Raw genomic sequence first — 13,975 nt, 5'->3', positions numbered from 1 at the left:
CTAAATAAATGTGCAAGCTGCTATTTGTTTATTTGATGATTCGGCAAGAAGTTGTATAAGTCCTAATACTAATTATATATTGTATTTTACAGTGAATTAGTCTATTTAATACAGTAAAGTTCTTTAGGAGGGATGGCCGAGTGGTCAATGGCAGCAGACTGTAAATCTGCCCGCGTAAGCGTTCGAAGGTTCAAATCCTTCTCCCTCCACCACTTAAATGGTTCAGGGAAGCATATCATTTTATTTAAAAATAAAACATAATTGTGTATATTTATAAATCTGAATAAAATTGATATAGCACTGTTAACAAAATAACTTTGAAATTATTTTATTAATAGTGCCACAATGCGGGTGTAGCTCAATGGTAGAGTTCCAGCCTTCCAAGCTGGCTGTGTGGGTTCGATTCCCATCACCCGCTCCAGAGATAGTGGTAACAAATAAATTTAGCAAAAAAATGCACTTATAAAAAAATAACTTGTATTAAACCTAAAAAATTGTAGAGAGTAATAATATGGCAAAAGCAAAATTTGAACGAACTAAACCGCACGTTAATATAGGTACGATCGGTCACGTAGATCACGGTAAAACTTCCTTAACGGCAGCAATAACTATAGTACTTGCTAAGACAGGTGGAGCACAAGCTACAGCGTATGATCAAATTGATGCTGCTCCTGAAGAAAAAGAAAGAGGTATAACTATTTCTACTGCACACGTAGAATATGAGACTAAAAATAGACACTATGCACACGTAGATTGTCCGGGACACGCTGACTATGTAAAGAACATGATAACCGGTGCCGCTCAGATGGACGGTGCAATATTAGTAGTTTCTGCTGCTGATGGTCCTATGCCGCAAACTAGAGAGCATATATTACTAGCAAAACAGGTAGGTGTGCCTGCTATGGTAGTATTCTTAAATAAAATAGATATGGTGGATGATCCTGATCTATTAGAACTAGTAGAGATGGAAGTAAGGGAATTATTATCAAAATATGGTTTCCCGGGTGATGAAATACCTATTATTAAAGGTTCTGCACTTCAAGCTTTAGAAGGAAAGCCTGAAGGTGAAAAAGCTATTAATGAGCTAATGGATGCAGTAGATAGCTATATACCGCAGCCTGTAAGAGCTACGGATAAACCTTTCTTAATGCCAATAGAAGATGTATTCTCTATTTCAGGAAGAGGTACTGTTGTAACTGGTAGAGTAGAGTCAGGAATAATTAAGGTAGGTGAGGAAATTGAAATAGTCGGTCTAAAAGATACGCAAAAAACTACCTGTACCGGTGTAGAAATGTTCAGAAAATTACTTGATGAAGGACAAGCCGGAGATAATGTTGGCATATTACTACGCGGTACAAAAAGAGAAGAAGTTGAAAGAGGACAAGTTCTCGCAAAACCTGGTAGCATAAAACCGCATGATAAGTTTGAGGCTGAAGTATATGTGCTTAGTAAAGAAGAAGGTGGACGTCATACCCCATTTACTAATGACTATCGTCCGCAGTTCTATTTTAGAACAACAGATGTTACCGGTACAATAAAATTGCCTGCTGATAAGCAGATGGTTATGCCTGGAGATAATGCTACTTTTACAGTGGAATTAATTAAACCGATTGCGATGCAGGAAGGGTTGAAATTCTCTATACGTGAAGGTGGTAGAACAGTGGGTGCCGGCGTAGTAACTAAAATAAATAATTAATTGATTTTATAAATACCTATTATTTTTTAATAATAGGTATTTATATTTTAAGATGTAATAGACATTTTTCCGAACCGGCTTATAGAGAAGAATTTGAAGGAGGTACGGAATGCAGAACCGCAGCGTATATAACGGACGTGAGGATTCGAGTGCCGGATCGACGTACAAATTACCTCTAGAAGTACAGTTTGGAAAGATGTCTAAAAAAACATCTTGCTGTTTAAATATTAGGTTTACTGAATGAAAAATAAAATCAAAATTCGTTTAAAATCATTTGATCACCGTAGTCTTGATCAAGCTACAAAAGAGATAGTGAGTGCTGTTAAAAGAACGTTTGCTAACATTAATGGTCCTATTCCGTTACCTAAAAAAATTGGAAGATTTACCGTAAATAGGTCTCCTCATGTACATAAGAAGTCAAGAGAGCAATTTGAAATTAGAAAGCATAAAAGATTATTAGTTATATGTGATCCGAATCCGGCGGTTGTCGATGCTTTAAGTAAAGTTGATTTAGCAGCAGGTGTTGATGTAGTGATTGAATTAGAGAGTGGGGAATAAATGAGAACCGGTATAATTGCTCAAAAAATTGGGATGACTAGTGTTTTTAATGATAAAGGCGAAAGAATTTCTTTAACATTAGTAAAAGTTGATGATTGTCAAGTAGTAGGACATAAAACTCTAGAAAAACATGGATATAATGCTTTGGTTATAGGTGTAAAAGATAAAAAAATATCTAGAGTAACCAAACCTATGAGACAAGTTTTTGCTAATGCTAAAATATCTCCTAAAACTAAATTAAAAGAATTTAGAATTTCTGAAGAGAATTTTATTGATATAGCAGCAAGTCTAGAAGTAGACCATTTTACGGCAGGACAATTTGTGGATATAACGGCAACTACTATAGGTAAAGGATTTGCCGGTAGTATGAAAAGACATAATTTTAGAGGTCTTGAAGCTTCTCACGGTGTTTCGATATCCCATCGTTCGCATGGTTCTACAGGACAAAGACAAGATCCAGGAAAGGTTTTCAAAGGCAAAAAAATGGCCGGTCATATGGGATGTAACCAAGTTACTATTCAAAATTTGAAAATATTTGCCATTGATAAAGAGCGTAAGCTTATTATGATTCAGGGTAGTATACCCGGTCACAAAAATTCGTATCTTTCAGTAAAAGATGCAATAAAAAAGATTTCAATAACTGTATAATAGATATTTAGACATGTTTGTTGAGGTTAAAGATTATCACATTAACAAAACGCCATGCAACCATGCAATATTATTTATATAAAAGTTTTATATAAGACTGTATAAGGTTAAAATAAAGATGAAAACTAAAATATTAAGTCTTGCTAATGAAGAAGTTGGTGAGATTAGCTTAAATGAAGATATATTTGCTGTTGAATTTATCAGAGATGATATAATAAAGCAGGTTATTGATTGGCAGAGAGCTAAGGCAATGTCCGGTAACCACAAAACTAAAACAGTATCAGAAGTATTAGGAACCACAAAAAAACCGTTTAAGCAAAAAGGTACAGGTAATGCAAGACAAGGCTCCCTTAGATCGGTACAGATGCGTGGTGGTGGTGTAGCTCATGGACCTAGAGTACGTAGTCATGCAACGAAATTACCTAAAAAAGTACGAAAACTTGGTTTAATTCATGCTTTATCCGAGAAATGCGCTGAAGGAAAATTATTAGTAATAGATTCTTTAAAGCTAGATAAGCCTAAAACTTCTGCTCTTGTAAATATATTAAACAAATTTCAAGGGAAAAGTTTCTTTGTAATAGACGGAAATGAAGTAGATATTAATTTTTCTTTAGCTGCAAAAAATATTTATAATACTGTGATTGTTCCACAAATAGGAGCCAATGTTTATGATATAATACGACATGAATATGTCCTATTATCACAAGAAGCAGTGAGTGTTTTAGAAGAGAGGTTAAGATGAGTTCTTATAAATACTACGATTTAATTAGAAAACCTATTATTACAGAAAAAACTACAACCCTTTCGGAACAAAATAAATACGCTTTTTATGTAGATAAATTTGCTAAAAAACTTACCCTTAAAAAGGCTATAGAAGAAATATTTAAAGTAAAAGTAAAAAAAGTGAATATTTTAAACGTTAAAGGTAAGAAGAAAAGATTTAAAGGAATTATAGGGACTCAAATCAATAGAAAGAAAGCTATTGTTACATTAGAAAAAGACCATAATATCGATTTTGCCGGAGGAATTAAATAAATGGCTTTAAAAAACTTTAATCCAATTACTCCTTCTCTTAGAGAGTTAGTTCAAGTTGATAAAACTAGTTTATGGAAAGGCAGACCTTTAAAATCTTTGACCAAAGGTATATCTAAAACCGGTGGACGAAATAATCAAGGTAGAATTACTTCTTGGCACAGAGGTGGAGGACACAAAAAATTATATCGTATTATTGATTTTAAAAGAAATAAAATTGATATTTCTGCTATTGTTGAAAGAATAGAGTATGACCCTAATAGAACTGCTTTTATTGCTTTAATAAAATATGAAGATGGGGAATATTCTTATATTCTAGCACCACAAAAATTATCTGTAGGTGATAGAGTAATATCAAGTCAAGATGCTGATATAAAAATAGGAAATTGTTTACCTTTAAAATGCATTCCTATCGGTACTACTTTACATAATGTTGAAATGAAAGTCGGTAAGGGCGGTCAAATTGCAAGGTCTGCAGGTACTTCAGTAGATCTAGTGGGTAAAGATTCAGGATATGCTCAGATTAAATTAAGATCAGGTGAATTTAGGTTAGTACCTTTAGATTGTAAAGCTACTATAGGTAGTATATCTAACCCGGATCAAAAAAATATTAATTTAGGCAAAGCCGGTAGAAATAGATGGCTAGGTTGGAGACCGCATGTTAGAGGTGTAGCAATGAATCCTGTAGATCACCCTCATGGTGGTGGTGAAGGTAAAACTTCAGGAGGTCGCCATCCTGTTACTCCTTGGGGCTTCCCAACAAAGGGTAAGAAGACACGTAAAAATAAACGTACTTCAAAATTTATCGTAAAGAAAAGAAAATAGATTTTAAATTAATTAGGTATTAGTATGGCACGTTCAATATGGAAAGGGCCTTTTGTAGACGGTTATTTAATAAAGAAAGTTCAAAAATTAATGGAATCAGGTAAATCTGAAATGATTAAAACTTGGTCTAGAAGATCAACGATTTTACCTATTTTTGTAGGGTTTACCTTTTCTGTGCATAATGGAAATAAATTTATTCCGGTTTCTGTAAATGAAGAAATGGTTGGAAGAAAATTAGGTGAGTTTGCTCCTACTAGAACATTTCACGGTCATGGAGCAGATAAAAAAATCAAAAGAAAATAAAGATTTATATGGTACAGGAAAATAAAAATTTTGCTACGGCACAAGCTAAATCTATTAGAGTAAGTTCAAGGAAGCTCAATTTAGTTGCAGCCTTTATTAGAAATATGAAAGTATCTGAAGCATTGGTACAATTAACTTTTTCTCCTAAAAGAATTGCAAAAGTTGTAAAAGATTGTTTACAATCTGCTGTTGCAAATGCTGAAAATAATTTAGGTCTAGATATAGATAGATTGGTTATTACTAAAGCGACTGTAGGTAAGGCTTTAGTAATGAAAAGAGTTATGCCAAGAGCAAAAGGAAGAGCAACTAGAATAAATAAGTTTTTTAGTAATCTTTATATAACTGTTACAGAAAAAGAGGATAATTAAAATGGGGCAGAAAGTTTGTGCACATGGTTTTAGAGTTGGACCGACTTTAATTAAAGGTTGGGATTCCATATTATATGCAGAAAAACATTATAAAACTCTTTTTATACAAGATTTAAAAATTAGGGATTTAATAAATAAGGGTTTTAATCAAGCCCAAATTAGTAGAGTTTTAATTGAACGCCCTTCTAATAAAAGTATTATAATTAATATTAATGCCAAAAAACCAAATATCATTATCGGTAGAAACGGTAGTGAAATTGATAAGCTAAAAAAAGCTATCGAGAAAATGACTTCTTTAAAAGAAGTTTATATAAATATTCACGAAGTTCGAAAATTTAATATAGATGCTGCTATAGTAGCTCAAACTATAGCACTACAGCTTGAAAAAAGAGTTTCTTTTAGAAAAGCCATGAAAACAGCAATTCAGGCGTCATTTAAACAAGGTGGACAAGGTATCAGGGTTAGTTGTTCAGGACGACTTGGAGGTGCTGAAATTGCTAGAACCGAATGGTATATAGAAGGAAGAATGCCGTTACATACTTTAAGAGCTGATATTGATTATTCAACAGCTGAGGCTATAACTACTTATGGAGTTATAGGGGTTAAAGTGTGGATTTATAAAGGTGAATATACAGAAAATAAAAGATATAATTAATTTTAAGTATTAAAATGTTAGCTCCGAAAAAACAAAAATTTAGAAAAGCTCATAAGGGTAGGGTTGCTTCAACAGCAAAAGCAGGTACGACGCTTGCTTTTGGATCATTTGGTCTAAAATCTATAGATGGTTGGCGTGTTACTGCAAGACAAATAGAAGCAGGAAGAAAAGCTGCTACTAGATGTATGAAAAGGCAAGGAAGATTATGGATTCGCATTTTTCCGGATGTTCCCGTTTCTAAAAAGCCTGCCGAAGTAAGAATGGGTAAAGGTAAAGGTTCTCCTGAATTTTTTGCAGTTAGAGTTTCGCCTGGAAGAATTATGTTTGAAATTGAAGGGGTAGAAGAAAATGTTGCACTTAGAGCTTTGGAGCTTGCAAGTGCAAAATTACCTGTTAGAACAAGGATAGTGAGACGTTATGAATGATTTAAAATTATTAAGAAGTAAGTTATCTACTGAAACAATAGAAGAGCTTTATAAAAACCTTAATCTTTTAAAAAAAGAATTGTTTAATTTAAGATTTCAACAAGCTTTAGGTGATTTAAAAAATACTAGTAGGTTTTCGTTAGTCAAAAAGTCTATAGCACGTATTAAAACTGAATTAACAAAAAGAGCTAATAGTGAGGAATATTAAAATGCCGAAAAGAGTGTTACAAGGCGTGGTTATAAGTTCAAAAGCTGATAAGACGGTTACAGTAAAAGTAGAAAGAAAGTTTAAGCATCCTATTTATAAAAAATTTGTGAAAGTATCTAAAAAATATGCTGCTCATGATTCAGAAAATAAATATCAAGAAGGAGATAAAGTTAGTATAATTGAAAGTCGGCCTATCTCAAAAACCAAAACATGGGTAGTGGTAAATGGGGAATAAAGTTTTTTAATCTTTGACTTTATAAGGTAGATTGTTTATTTTATTTCTCGTGTATAAAAAATTGGAAGTAGTTTATGATTCAAATGCAGAGCATCTTGGAAGTTGCAGATAATTCCGGTGCTAAAAAAGTTATGTGTATTAAAGTTTTAGGTGGCTCTCACCATATGGTGGCAAAGCTGGGTGATGTTATAGTTGTATCTGTTAAAGACGCTATACCCGGCGGTAAGGTTAAAAAGGGTGATGTTTATAAAGGCGTGATTGTTCGTACAAAGACTGGAGTAGTAAGACCTGACGGTAGTACAATAAAATTTGATCAAAACGCATTAGTGCTTTTGAATAAACAAGATGAACCTATCGGTACTAGAGTTTTTGGTCCTGTTACAAGAGAACTTAGAGCGAAAAAATATGTTAGAATAATGTCGCTTGCAGAGGAAGTGTTATAAATGATTAAATTAAAAGTAAAAAAAGGTGATGAAGTTGTTGTTATTACCGGAAAGCACAAAGGAAAAAAAGGTAAAATATTAAAAGTTTTCCCGGAGGACAGTAAAGTAATTGTTTCTGGAGTAAATGTAGTAAAAAAGCATACTAAATCTAATCAAATGAGTGAAGGCGGGATAATAACTAAAGAATTACCTATACATATCTCAAATATTGCACACATCGATCCAAAAACCGGTAACCCTACCAAGGTAGCTTTTAAATTCTTAGAAGACGGTTCTAAGGTTAGAGTAGCAAAGAAATCAGGGGAAATTATTGGTAAGGAAGGTAAATAATGTTAAGATTTAAAGAATTATATCAGCAAAAAATTATTGAAAACTTACAAAAAAAATTTTCTTATAAAAATAAACACGAAATACCGCAAATTAAGAAAATTGTGATAAATATGGGAGTAGGGGAAGCAACAGCCGATTCCAAAGTAATTAATAATGCAGTAAATGATCTTACTTTGATTTCCGGTCAGAAGCCGGTTGTAACGTTAGCAAGAAAATCTATTGCAACTTTTAAGTTACGCGAAAATATGAAAATAGGTTGCAAGGTTACATTACGTAAAGATAGAATGTATGATTTTTTAGAGAGGTTAGTAATTGTTGCATTACCCCGTGTTAAGGAATTTCGCGGTTTTTCTTATAAAAGTTTTGATGGTAAAGGGAATTTTACTTTTGGGTTAAAAGAGCAGATAGTTTTTCCTGAAATTAATTACGATAAAATCGATACAATAAGAGGTATGGATATTACAATCGTTACATCTGCTAAAACAGATCAAGAAAGTAAATTTTTGTTATCAGGGTTTAATTTACCTTTTTATAATTAATTTTTAGGATATATATAATGGCAAAAGTAAGTTCTATAAAAAAGAACGAAAGTAGGAAAAAAAAATCACAAAGTTTACATAATAAACGTTTAGCACTAAAAAGTAAAATTTATGATAAAAATATTTCATTAGAAGAGCGTTTTTCTTTGGTAATGTCACTTGCACAATTACCTAGAAATTCATCATCTACTAGAATAAGAAATAGATGTGAGCTTACAGGTAGACCAAGAGGTGTTACAAGAAAGTTTGGTATATCGAGGAATAAGCTTAGAGAATTAATAGGCAGAGGCTTAGTTCCCGGTGTAGTTAAGTCAAGTTGGTAAAAGTCGATAGGTAAATCATATGTCAATGACGGATAATGTAGCAGATATGTTAACTAGAATTAGAAATGCTTATAAAAGCAAATTGATAAATGTTTCTTTTCCTAGTTCTAAAATTAAAACTTCAATTTTAGATGTTTTGCAAAAAGAAGGTTATATAAAAGATTATATAACTACTCAAAAAAATAATATTAGTTATACTGAGGTAGCTTTAAAATACTCTGTTAATGGCGATGCTTCTATATGCGAAATTCATAGAGTATCAAAGCCTGGAAAAAGAGTATATTCTGCTATTAAAGATTTGAAAGGATATTATAATAATATGGGTATATATATTCTTTCTACTCCTTACGGTGTTATGTCTGATAGAGAAGCTCATATTAAAAATGTCGGCGGCGAAGTAATTTGTAAAGTATTTTAAGGTAAAAAATGTCACGTGTTGGAAAATTGCCAATTACTATACCTGAAGGTGTAAAAATTGGTTTAAATGATTTAGAAGTAAAAATATCCGGACCTAAAGGCGAATTATCAAAAACTTTTAAAGGTAATATAGCAATTTCATTGGCAGAAAATAAGCTTTTAGTAAAACCTTTAGCCGCAAATAAAAATGCACGTGCTATGTGGGGTACTGCAAGAAGCATAATATCAAATATGGTTACCGGCGTTAAAGAAGGTTTTAAGCTTAAACTCGAAATTAACGGAGTCGGTTACAGGGCGATGGTAAAAGGTAAATATTTAAATTTAATGCTTGCTAAAAGCCATAATACAAAAATTGAAATACCTTCAGATATTAAAATAGAGATGCCTAAGCAAAATATTATTATTCTTGAGGGAACAGATAAAGAAAAATTAGGACAATTTGCTTCAATTATTATAAAACAGAGACCACCTGAGCCTTATAAAGGAAAAGGAATTAAATTTGAAAATCAATTTATACCGCGTAAAGAAGGTAAGAAAAATTAAATTTAAGAGTTAAATATGCGTAGTGCTAAGCTAAAATTTGAAAAAAGAAGAAGTAGAATAAGACATAAAATATCTAAAACATCTAATAGAGTTAGATTATCAATATTTAAGTCAGGTAGACATATATATGCACAAATTATTGATGATTCTAAGTCTATAACGATTGCTGCTGCTTCAACTTTAGATGAGAAAATAAAAAAATTAAAAAAATCTCATTGTAATATTGAAAATGCTATCAAAGTAGGCGAAGAAATAGCAAAAAAAGCTGATTCTGCAGGGATAAAAGACGTAGTGTTTGATAGAGGCGGATATAAGTATCACGGTGTTGTAAAAGCGCTAGCTGATGCAGCTAGAGAGAAAATAAAATTTTAGGTTATAAGGTTGTAGTAATGTCTAAAGTTAAAAAAAATGACGAGACTTTAAGTGAAGTTTTAGTTGATGTAAATAGAGTTACAAAAGTAGTAAAAGGCGGTAGAAGCTTTGCTTTTTCTGCTTATGTAGTGGTCGGTGATAAAGCCGGCAGAGTCGGAGCGGGACACGGAAAAGCTAAAGAAGTAAATGAAGCTCGAGGAAAGGCAAAACAAGCCGCTAAAAAGAGAATGATGAAAGTACCGTTATATCAAAATAGGACTATTCACCATGACGTTGTCGGTAAAAGTGGAGCTGCTAAAGTGATTTTAAGAAGAGCTAAAGCAGGTACAGGCGTTATAGCCGGAGGATCTATGAGAGCAATTTTTGACTCTTTAGGCGTTCATGATATTGTTGCTAAATCAATAGGTTCAACGAATGTTTACGCAATGATTTCTGCAACATTTGATGCATTAAATAAACTTGCATCACCAAAATCTATTGCTATGAGAAGAGATAAAAAAGTAAATGAAATATCTGTAAAATCTGCTGACATTCAAGTTAATGAATAATGTTGTATAAGTAAGGTGAAGTTATGAATAATAAGATCAATAATATAAAAATTACTCAAGTTCACAGTGCTATAGGTCGTAAGTATGATCAAAGGTTGATATTAGTTGGGCTTGGTTTAAACAAAATTAATAAGAGCGTTATTCTTGCAAATACTAATTCAATCAAAGGGATGGTTAACAAAGTAAAGCATTTGTTAAAAATAGAAAATATGTAATTAGAGTTTTTAAATGAAATTAAATGAATTATATAATAATATAGGTGCTAAAAAAAATAAGAAAAGAATAGCACGCGGTATTGGTAGTGGTAAAGGAAAAACCGGCGGTAGAGGAATTAAAGGTCAAAAATCTAGATCCGGCGTTGCAATAAAAGGTTTTGAAGGTGGTCAAACACCTATGATCAAAAGACTACCTAAAAGAGGGTTTAATTGTATTTCAACTAAAAAATACAATATAATAAATATTTATAATATTGAAGAAGCATTAGCCGATGGGCGTTTAAGTGCTGATGATAATATTACGAAAGAAAAATTGGTAGAAGCCAGAGTAGTGAATAATAAAAATAATAAGAAATTAGTGAAATTATTATCTATTTGTAGTGATGATTTCGCTGCTCCTCTATCATTAAAATTAGATGCTTATTCTTCTAAAGCTAAGGATTTAATCGAGAAAGCAGGTGGAAAATTATTATAGTATATGGGGCAGAATTTTTCTAAAAAATCCGGTAATGATTTAGTTAGTCGCATTGTTTTTACTATTCTCATTCTTATAGTATGTAGATTTGGGTCTTTTATACCTATACCTGGTATAGATTCAATTGCTTTAAGTAGTGTGGCTGCAAAGAATCAATCCGGAATACTCGGAATGTTTAATATGCTATCCGGAGGATCGCTAGGTAGAATGTCCATTTTTGCTTTAGCAATTATGCCGTATATTACTGCCTCAATTATTATCCAATTAATGTCAGTTGCATATAAACCTTTGGAAAATTTAAAAAAAGAAGGGGAAGTCGGCAAAAGAAAAGTAAATCAGCTATCGAGATATTTAACGGTTCTGCTTGCTTCTTTTCAGGCTTATGGAGTTGCTATAAGTTTAGAGTCGATTGTAACAAATACTGGTCCTGTAGTAATCTTAGCGGGTTTTTTCTTTAGAGTTACAACCGTAATTACTTTAGTTGTAGGCACGATGCTATTAATGTGGTTAGGAGAACAAATTACACAACGCGGAATAGGTAATGGTACGTCTTTAATTATATTTATAGGTATAATTTCAGGAGTACCTAGTGCTATTATTAGTATGTTTGAATTATCAAGAAAAGGAGCATTATCGCCTTTAATAGCGATAGCTGTTTGTATTGGAGTAGTTGTATTAATAGCTATAATTATATTTTTTGAAAGAGCCCAAAGAAAATTATTGGTGCAGTATCCTAAAAGACAAGTAGGAAATAAAATTTATGGAGGCGAAGCAACCCATATGCCTCTCAAGTTAAATACTTCTGGTGTAATACCTCCAATATTTGCTAGTTCAATTTTACTATTTCCTGCTACGCTTGCTAATTTTTCTAATAGTAATTCAGAAACTATGGGCATGCTTACTTATTACTTAGGGCATGGAAAACCTGTATATATTTTATTATATGTAGCATTAATTATGTTTTTTAGTTTTTTTTATACTGCAATAGTATTTAATTCTGAAGAAACTGCTAATAATTTAAGAAAATACGGTGCTTATATTCCAGGTAAAAGACCAGGAAAAAATACGTCTGATTATTTTGATTATATACTTACAAGGCTTACGGTTATAGGTGGGATATATTTAAGTGTAATATGTGTAATTCCGGAGCTATTAATGAATAAATATGTAATCTCTCTTTCTTTAGGAGGTACAAGTTTTTTAATTGTAGTGAACGTGGTACTTGATACTATGACTCAGATTCAAACTTACTTATTTAGTAGTAAGTATGAAGGTTTAATGAAGAAAGTAAAATTAAAAAATTAAAAATGAGCTTAAATAGTGATAGTAATTTTTTTAGGTCCTCCAGGAGCGGGAAAGGGCACACAAGGAAAAAAGATAGCTAAAAAAATTGATTTACCACATATAGCAATCGGTGATATATTTAGAACAATTATTAAAACATCAACTAGTGAAGCAGAGTTAATTAATAATTATGTTAAGCAAGGGGAGCTTATCCCTAATGAAATAGTTAATCAAGTAATCAAAAATTTTTTATTATCCTCTGAATATAAAAACGGCTACATATTAGATGGATATCCGCGTAATTTAGAGCAAGCGAAATTTTTTGAATCATTTATTAAAGAAAAAATTAAAATAATATATTTTGATGTTTCAGATGAATTATTAATTAAAAGAATTTTAGGAAGATATAGTTGTAAAAATTGCGGTAAAATATATAATAGGTACTTCTTGCAGCCTAAAACTGATAATGTATGTGATGTTTGCGGTTCAAGTACATTTGATTATAGAAAAGACGATAATGAAGAAGTAATAAAAAAAAGAATTGAAGTATATAAAACAGAAACATATCCGTTAATAGATTATTATAAAAATAGTGGTAATTTTTATATAGTTAATGGAAGTAAAAATGAACAAGAAATAGAAATTGATATACAGAAAATACTAAAAATAAATTGACTTTATCAAAGATTTTTATATTATTTTTTAGTTACCAGTAAAATTTTGGAGATTATTTGTGGCAAGAATTGCAAGTGTTAATATTCCTGATAATAAACGTTTAGTTGTGAGTTTAACTTACATTTACGGTCTTGGGCCTACTATGGCAGCAGAGATCTGTAATAAAGCAAAAATATCGAAAGATAAAAAAGTGAAAGAACTGACAGATCAAGAGTTAATAGGCTTACGTAATATTATTGAAAGTGAGTATAAAGTTGAGGGTGATTTAAGACGAGAAGTTACGCTTAATATTAAGAAAAAGAAAGATATAAGATGTTATCAAGGACTTAGACATATACGTAAGTTGCCGGTGAGAGGACAGAACACGCATTCTAATGCTCGAACTAGAAAAGGTAAAGCTATTGCGATAGCCGGAAAGAAAAAAGCTGTAAAATAATAGTTTAAGTATAGAGTATAAATAATGAATCAGACGGTTAAAGTTAAGAAAAAGAAAAAAACTATCACTCTTGGTGTTGTGCATATCCGAGCATCATTTAATAATACTATAGTAACATTTACTGATATCCAAGGTAATACTATTGCTTCTGCATCGGCAGGAGGTAATGGGTTTAAAGGGGCAAGAAAAGCAACACCTTATGCAGCTCAAGTAACAATTGATAGAGCATCGGAAAAAGCAAAAGAATATGGTCTAAAAACTATTTCTATTAGGATTGGAGGACCGGGGGCTCAGCGTGAATCAGCAATGAGAGCTTTATTCGGACAAAATTTTGTGGTTACATCAATTTTAGATGTATCGTCAATTGCTCATAATGGAGTAAGACCGCCAAAAAGAAGAAGAGTATAAGAGAATCATAGGTA

Annotated in this window: 26 protein-coding genes, 2 tRNA genes and 1 pseudogene; all 29 read left to right on the top strand. The window is 31.9% G+C overall.

What is annotated here, in order from left to right; translation table 11 throughout:
- The first annotated feature begins 126 nt into the window (after positions 1–126).
- The 29 genes and pseudogenes from RSL_RS05220 (at position 127) to rpsK (ending at position 13,961) form a co-directional block, all read left to right on the top strand.
- Positions 127–212, top strand: a tRNA-Tyr gene (locus tag RSL_RS05220).
- Between the two features lie 135 nt (positions 213–347).
- Positions 348–421, top strand: a tRNA-Gly gene (locus RSL_RS05215).
- 90 nt (positions 422–511) lie between these two features.
- The gene (gene tuf / locus RSL_RS05210; RefSeq protein ID WP_004997779.1) at positions 512–1,696 is read left to right on the top strand and encodes an elongation factor Tu; all 1,185 of its coding nucleotides are present in this window, start codon (positions 512–514) and stop codon (positions 1,694–1,696) included.
- Between the two features lie 44 nt (positions 1,697–1,740).
- Positions 1,741–1,919 (top strand): annotated as a pseudogene (locus RSL_RS08095) (palindromic element RPE1 domain-containing protein); the annotation flags it as partial.
- A gap of 17 nt (positions 1,920–1,936) precedes the next feature.
- A complete protein-coding gene (gene rpsJ, locus RSL_RS05205) occupies positions 1,937–2,254 on the top strand; it encodes a 30S ribosomal protein S10 (RefSeq protein ID WP_014273688.1) in 318 nt (105 codons plus the stop codon).
- Entirely contained in the window at positions 2,255–2,902 is a 648-nt protein-coding gene (gene rplC / locus RSL_RS05200; protein WP_014273687.1) for a 50S ribosomal protein L3, read from the top strand. It abuts the gene before it with no gap.
- Between the two features lie 118 nt (positions 2,903–3,020).
- Positions 3,021–3,644, top strand: a complete 624-nt coding sequence (gene rplD / locus RSL_RS05195) for a 50S ribosomal protein L4 (protein ID WP_004997785.1) — start codon at positions 3,021–3,023, stop codon at positions 3,642–3,644.
- On the top strand, positions 3,641–3,937 hold the full coding sequence (gene rplW, locus RSL_RS05190; protein ID WP_010977586.1) for a 50S ribosomal protein L23: 297 nt from the start codon (positions 3,641–3,643) through the stop codon (positions 3,935–3,937). Before rplD ends, rplW begins: the two co-directional genes overlap by 4 nt.
- Positions 3,938–4,759, top strand: a complete 822-nt coding sequence (gene rplB / locus RSL_RS05185; protein ID WP_004997791.1) for a 50S ribosomal protein L2 — start codon at positions 3,938–3,940, stop codon at positions 4,757–4,759.
- Between the two features lie 24 nt (positions 4,760–4,783).
- A complete protein-coding gene (rpsS, locus tag RSL_RS05180; protein WP_004997794.1) occupies positions 4,784–5,062 on the top strand; it encodes a 30S ribosomal protein S19 in 279 nt (92 codons plus the stop codon).
- A gap of 8 nt (positions 5,063–5,070) precedes the next feature.
- A complete protein-coding gene (gene rplV / locus RSL_RS05175) occupies positions 5,071–5,430 on the top strand; it encodes a 50S ribosomal protein L22 (protein ID WP_004997796.1) in 360 nt (119 codons plus the stop codon).
- Position 5,431: 1 nt separating this feature from the next.
- Positions 5,432–6,085, top strand: a complete 654-nt coding sequence (rpsC, locus tag RSL_RS05170; RefSeq protein WP_010977584.1) for a 30S ribosomal protein S3 — start codon at positions 5,432–5,434, stop codon at positions 6,083–6,085.
- 14 nt (positions 6,086–6,099) lie between these two features.
- The gene (gene rplP, locus RSL_RS05165; RefSeq protein WP_004997806.1) at positions 6,100–6,510 is read left to right on the top strand and encodes a 50S ribosomal protein L16; all 411 of its coding nucleotides are present in this window, start codon (positions 6,100–6,102) and stop codon (positions 6,508–6,510) included.
- Positions 6,503–6,718 (top strand): 50S ribosomal protein L29, encoded by a 216-nt coding sequence (rpmC, locus tag RSL_RS05160; protein ID WP_004997809.1) that lies wholly within the window; start codon positions 6,503–6,505, stop codon positions 6,716–6,718. Before rplP ends, rpmC begins: the two co-directional genes overlap by 8 nt.
- A gap of 1 nt (position 6,719) precedes the next feature.
- Positions 6,720–6,953, top strand: a complete 234-nt coding sequence (rpsQ, locus tag RSL_RS05155; RefSeq protein ID WP_004997812.1) for a 30S ribosomal protein S17 — start codon at positions 6,720–6,722, stop codon at positions 6,951–6,953.
- A gap of 74 nt (positions 6,954–7,027) precedes the next feature.
- Complete coding sequence (rplN, locus tag RSL_RS05150) at positions 7,028–7,396, top strand: 50S ribosomal protein L14 (RefSeq protein WP_004997813.1); 369 nt, start codon at positions 7,028–7,030, stop codon at positions 7,394–7,396.
- Complete coding sequence (gene rplX, locus RSL_RS05145) at positions 7,397–7,726, top strand: 50S ribosomal protein L24 (RefSeq protein WP_004997814.1); 330 nt, start codon at positions 7,397–7,399, stop codon at positions 7,724–7,726.
- Complete coding sequence (gene rplE / locus RSL_RS05140) at positions 7,726–8,265, top strand: 50S ribosomal protein L5 (protein ID WP_010977582.1); 540 nt, start codon at positions 7,726–7,728, stop codon at positions 8,263–8,265. The genes rplX and rplE overlap by 1 nt, the downstream gene beginning before the upstream one ends.
- A 17-nt stretch (positions 8,266–8,282) precedes the next feature.
- Complete coding sequence (gene rpsN / locus RSL_RS05135; RefSeq protein WP_008580947.1) at positions 8,283–8,588, top strand: 30S ribosomal protein S14; 306 nt, start codon at positions 8,283–8,285, stop codon at positions 8,586–8,588.
- A gap of 19 nt (positions 8,589–8,607) precedes the next feature.
- Positions 8,608–9,006 (top strand): 30S ribosomal protein S8, encoded by a 399-nt coding sequence (rpsH, locus tag RSL_RS05130; RefSeq protein ID WP_010977581.1) that lies wholly within the window; start codon positions 8,608–8,610, stop codon positions 9,004–9,006.
- Positions 9,007–9,014: 8 nt separating this feature from the next.
- Positions 9,015–9,548: a 50S ribosomal protein L6 gene (rplF, locus tag RSL_RS05125; RefSeq protein WP_014273686.1), complete on the top strand. Its 534-nt coding sequence runs from the start codon at positions 9,015–9,017 to the stop codon at positions 9,546–9,548.
- A 15-nt stretch (positions 9,549–9,563) separates the two neighbouring features.
- The gene (gene rplR / locus RSL_RS05120; protein ID WP_004997824.1) at positions 9,564–9,920 is read left to right on the top strand and encodes a 50S ribosomal protein L18; all 357 of its coding nucleotides are present in this window, start codon (positions 9,564–9,566) and stop codon (positions 9,918–9,920) included.
- A gap of 17 nt (positions 9,921–9,937) precedes the next feature.
- Positions 9,938–10,468, top strand: a complete 531-nt coding sequence (gene rpsE, locus RSL_RS05115) for a 30S ribosomal protein S5 (protein WP_014014625.1) — start codon at positions 9,938–9,940, stop codon at positions 10,466–10,468.
- Positions 10,469–10,491: 23 nt separating this feature from the next.
- Positions 10,492–10,683 carry a 50S ribosomal protein L30 gene (gene rpmD / locus RSL_RS05110; RefSeq protein WP_004997827.1) on the top strand — a complete coding sequence of 64 codons (192 nt, stop codon included), beginning with the start codon at positions 10,492–10,494 and terminating at the stop codon, positions 10,681–10,683.
- A 13-nt stretch (positions 10,684–10,696) separates the two neighbouring features.
- Complete coding sequence (gene rplO, locus RSL_RS05105) at positions 10,697–11,158, top strand: 50S ribosomal protein L15 (protein WP_014273685.1); 462 nt, start codon at positions 10,697–10,699, stop codon at positions 11,156–11,158.
- A gap of 3 nt (positions 11,159–11,161) precedes the next feature.
- On the top strand, positions 11,162–12,463 hold the full coding sequence (gene secY, locus RSL_RS05100; RefSeq protein WP_014273684.1) for a preprotein translocase subunit SecY: 1,302 nt from the start codon (positions 11,162–11,164) through the stop codon (positions 12,461–12,463).
- Positions 12,464–12,478: 15 nt separating this feature from the next.
- Positions 12,479–13,117, top strand: coding sequence for an adenylate kinase (locus tag RSL_RS05095; RefSeq protein WP_014273683.1), 639 nt, complete (start codon positions 12,479–12,481; stop codon positions 13,115–13,117).
- Between the two features lie 58 nt (positions 13,118–13,175).
- The gene (rpsM, locus tag RSL_RS05090) at positions 13,176–13,553 is read left to right on the top strand and encodes a 30S ribosomal protein S13 (RefSeq protein WP_004997837.1); all 378 of its coding nucleotides are present in this window, start codon (positions 13,176–13,178) and stop codon (positions 13,551–13,553) included.
- A gap of 24 nt (positions 13,554–13,577) precedes the next feature.
- Positions 13,578–13,961 carry a 30S ribosomal protein S11 gene (gene rpsK, locus RSL_RS05085; protein WP_004997839.1) on the top strand — a complete coding sequence of 128 codons (384 nt, stop codon included), beginning with the start codon at positions 13,578–13,580 and terminating at the stop codon, positions 13,959–13,961.
- Positions 13,962–13,975: the final 14 nt, after the last annotated feature.

This window comes from Rickettsia slovaca 13-B (assembly GCF_000237845.1).
In the GTDB taxonomy this organism is placed as follows: Bacteria; Pseudomonadota; Alphaproteobacteria; order Rickettsiales; family Rickettsiaceae; genus Rickettsia; species Rickettsia rickettsii.
Note: the sequence above shows the minus strand (reverse complement) of the source record. Positions and strands in the feature narration are given on the sequence as shown.

Coding starts and splice junctions, on each gene's coding strand:
- tuf (WP_004997779.1), top strand. CDS start 512: ATGGCAAAAGCAAAATTTGAACGAACTAAACCGCACGTTAATATAGGT.
- rpsJ (WP_014273688.1), top strand. CDS start 1,937: ATGAAAAATAAAATCAAAATTCGTTTAAAATCATTTGATCACCGTAGT.
- rplC (WP_014273687.1), top strand. CDS start 2,255: ATGAGAACCGGTATAATTGCTCAAAAAATTGGGATGACTAGTGTTTTT.
- rplD (WP_004997785.1), top strand. CDS start 3,021: ATGAAAACTAAAATATTAAGTCTTGCTAATGAAGAAGTTGGTGAGATT.
- rplW (WP_010977586.1), top strand. CDS start 3,641: ATGAGTTCTTATAAATACTACGATTTAATTAGAAAACCTATTATTACA.
- rplB (WP_004997791.1), top strand. CDS start 3,938: ATGGCTTTAAAAAACTTTAATCCAATTACTCCTTCTCTTAGAGAGTTA.
- rpsS (WP_004997794.1), top strand. CDS start 4,784: ATGGCACGTTCAATATGGAAAGGGCCTTTTGTAGACGGTTATTTAATA.
- rplV (WP_004997796.1), top strand. CDS start 5,071: ATGGTACAGGAAAATAAAAATTTTGCTACGGCACAAGCTAAATCTATT.
- rpsC (WP_010977584.1), top strand. CDS start 5,432: ATGGGGCAGAAAGTTTGTGCACATGGTTTTAGAGTTGGACCGACTTTA.
- rplP (WP_004997806.1), top strand. CDS start 6,100: ATGTTAGCTCCGAAAAAACAAAAATTTAGAAAAGCTCATAAGGGTAGG.
- rpmC (WP_004997809.1), top strand. CDS start 6,503: ATGAATGATTTAAAATTATTAAGAAGTAAGTTATCTACTGAAACAATA.
- rpsQ (WP_004997812.1), top strand. CDS start 6,720: ATGCCGAAAAGAGTGTTACAAGGCGTGGTTATAAGTTCAAAAGCTGAT.
- rplN (WP_004997813.1), top strand. CDS start 7,028: ATGATTCAAATGCAGAGCATCTTGGAAGTTGCAGATAATTCCGGTGCT.
- rplX (WP_004997814.1), top strand. CDS start 7,397: ATGATTAAATTAAAAGTAAAAAAAGGTGATGAAGTTGTTGTTATTACC.
- rplE (WP_010977582.1), top strand. CDS start 7,726: ATGTTAAGATTTAAAGAATTATATCAGCAAAAAATTATTGAAAACTTA.
- rpsN (WP_008580947.1), top strand. CDS start 8,283: ATGGCAAAAGTAAGTTCTATAAAAAAGAACGAAAGTAGGAAAAAAAAA.
- rpsH (WP_010977581.1), top strand. CDS start 8,608: ATGTCAATGACGGATAATGTAGCAGATATGTTAACTAGAATTAGAAAT.
- rplF (WP_014273686.1), top strand. CDS start 9,015: ATGTCACGTGTTGGAAAATTGCCAATTACTATACCTGAAGGTGTAAAA.
- rplR (WP_004997824.1), top strand. CDS start 9,564: ATGCGTAGTGCTAAGCTAAAATTTGAAAAAAGAAGAAGTAGAATAAGA.
- rpsE (WP_014014625.1), top strand. CDS start 9,938: ATGTCTAAAGTTAAAAAAAATGACGAGACTTTAAGTGAAGTTTTAGTT.
- rpmD (WP_004997827.1), top strand. CDS start 10,492: ATGAATAATAAGATCAATAATATAAAAATTACTCAAGTTCACAGTGCT.
- rplO (WP_014273685.1), top strand. CDS start 10,697: ATGAAATTAAATGAATTATATAATAATATAGGTGCTAAAAAAAATAAG.
- secY (WP_014273684.1), top strand. CDS start 11,162: ATGGGGCAGAATTTTTCTAAAAAATCCGGTAATGATTTAGTTAGTCGC.
- rpsK (WP_004997839.1), top strand. CDS start 13,578: ATGAATCAGACGGTTAAAGTTAAGAAAAAGAAAAAAACTATCACTCTT.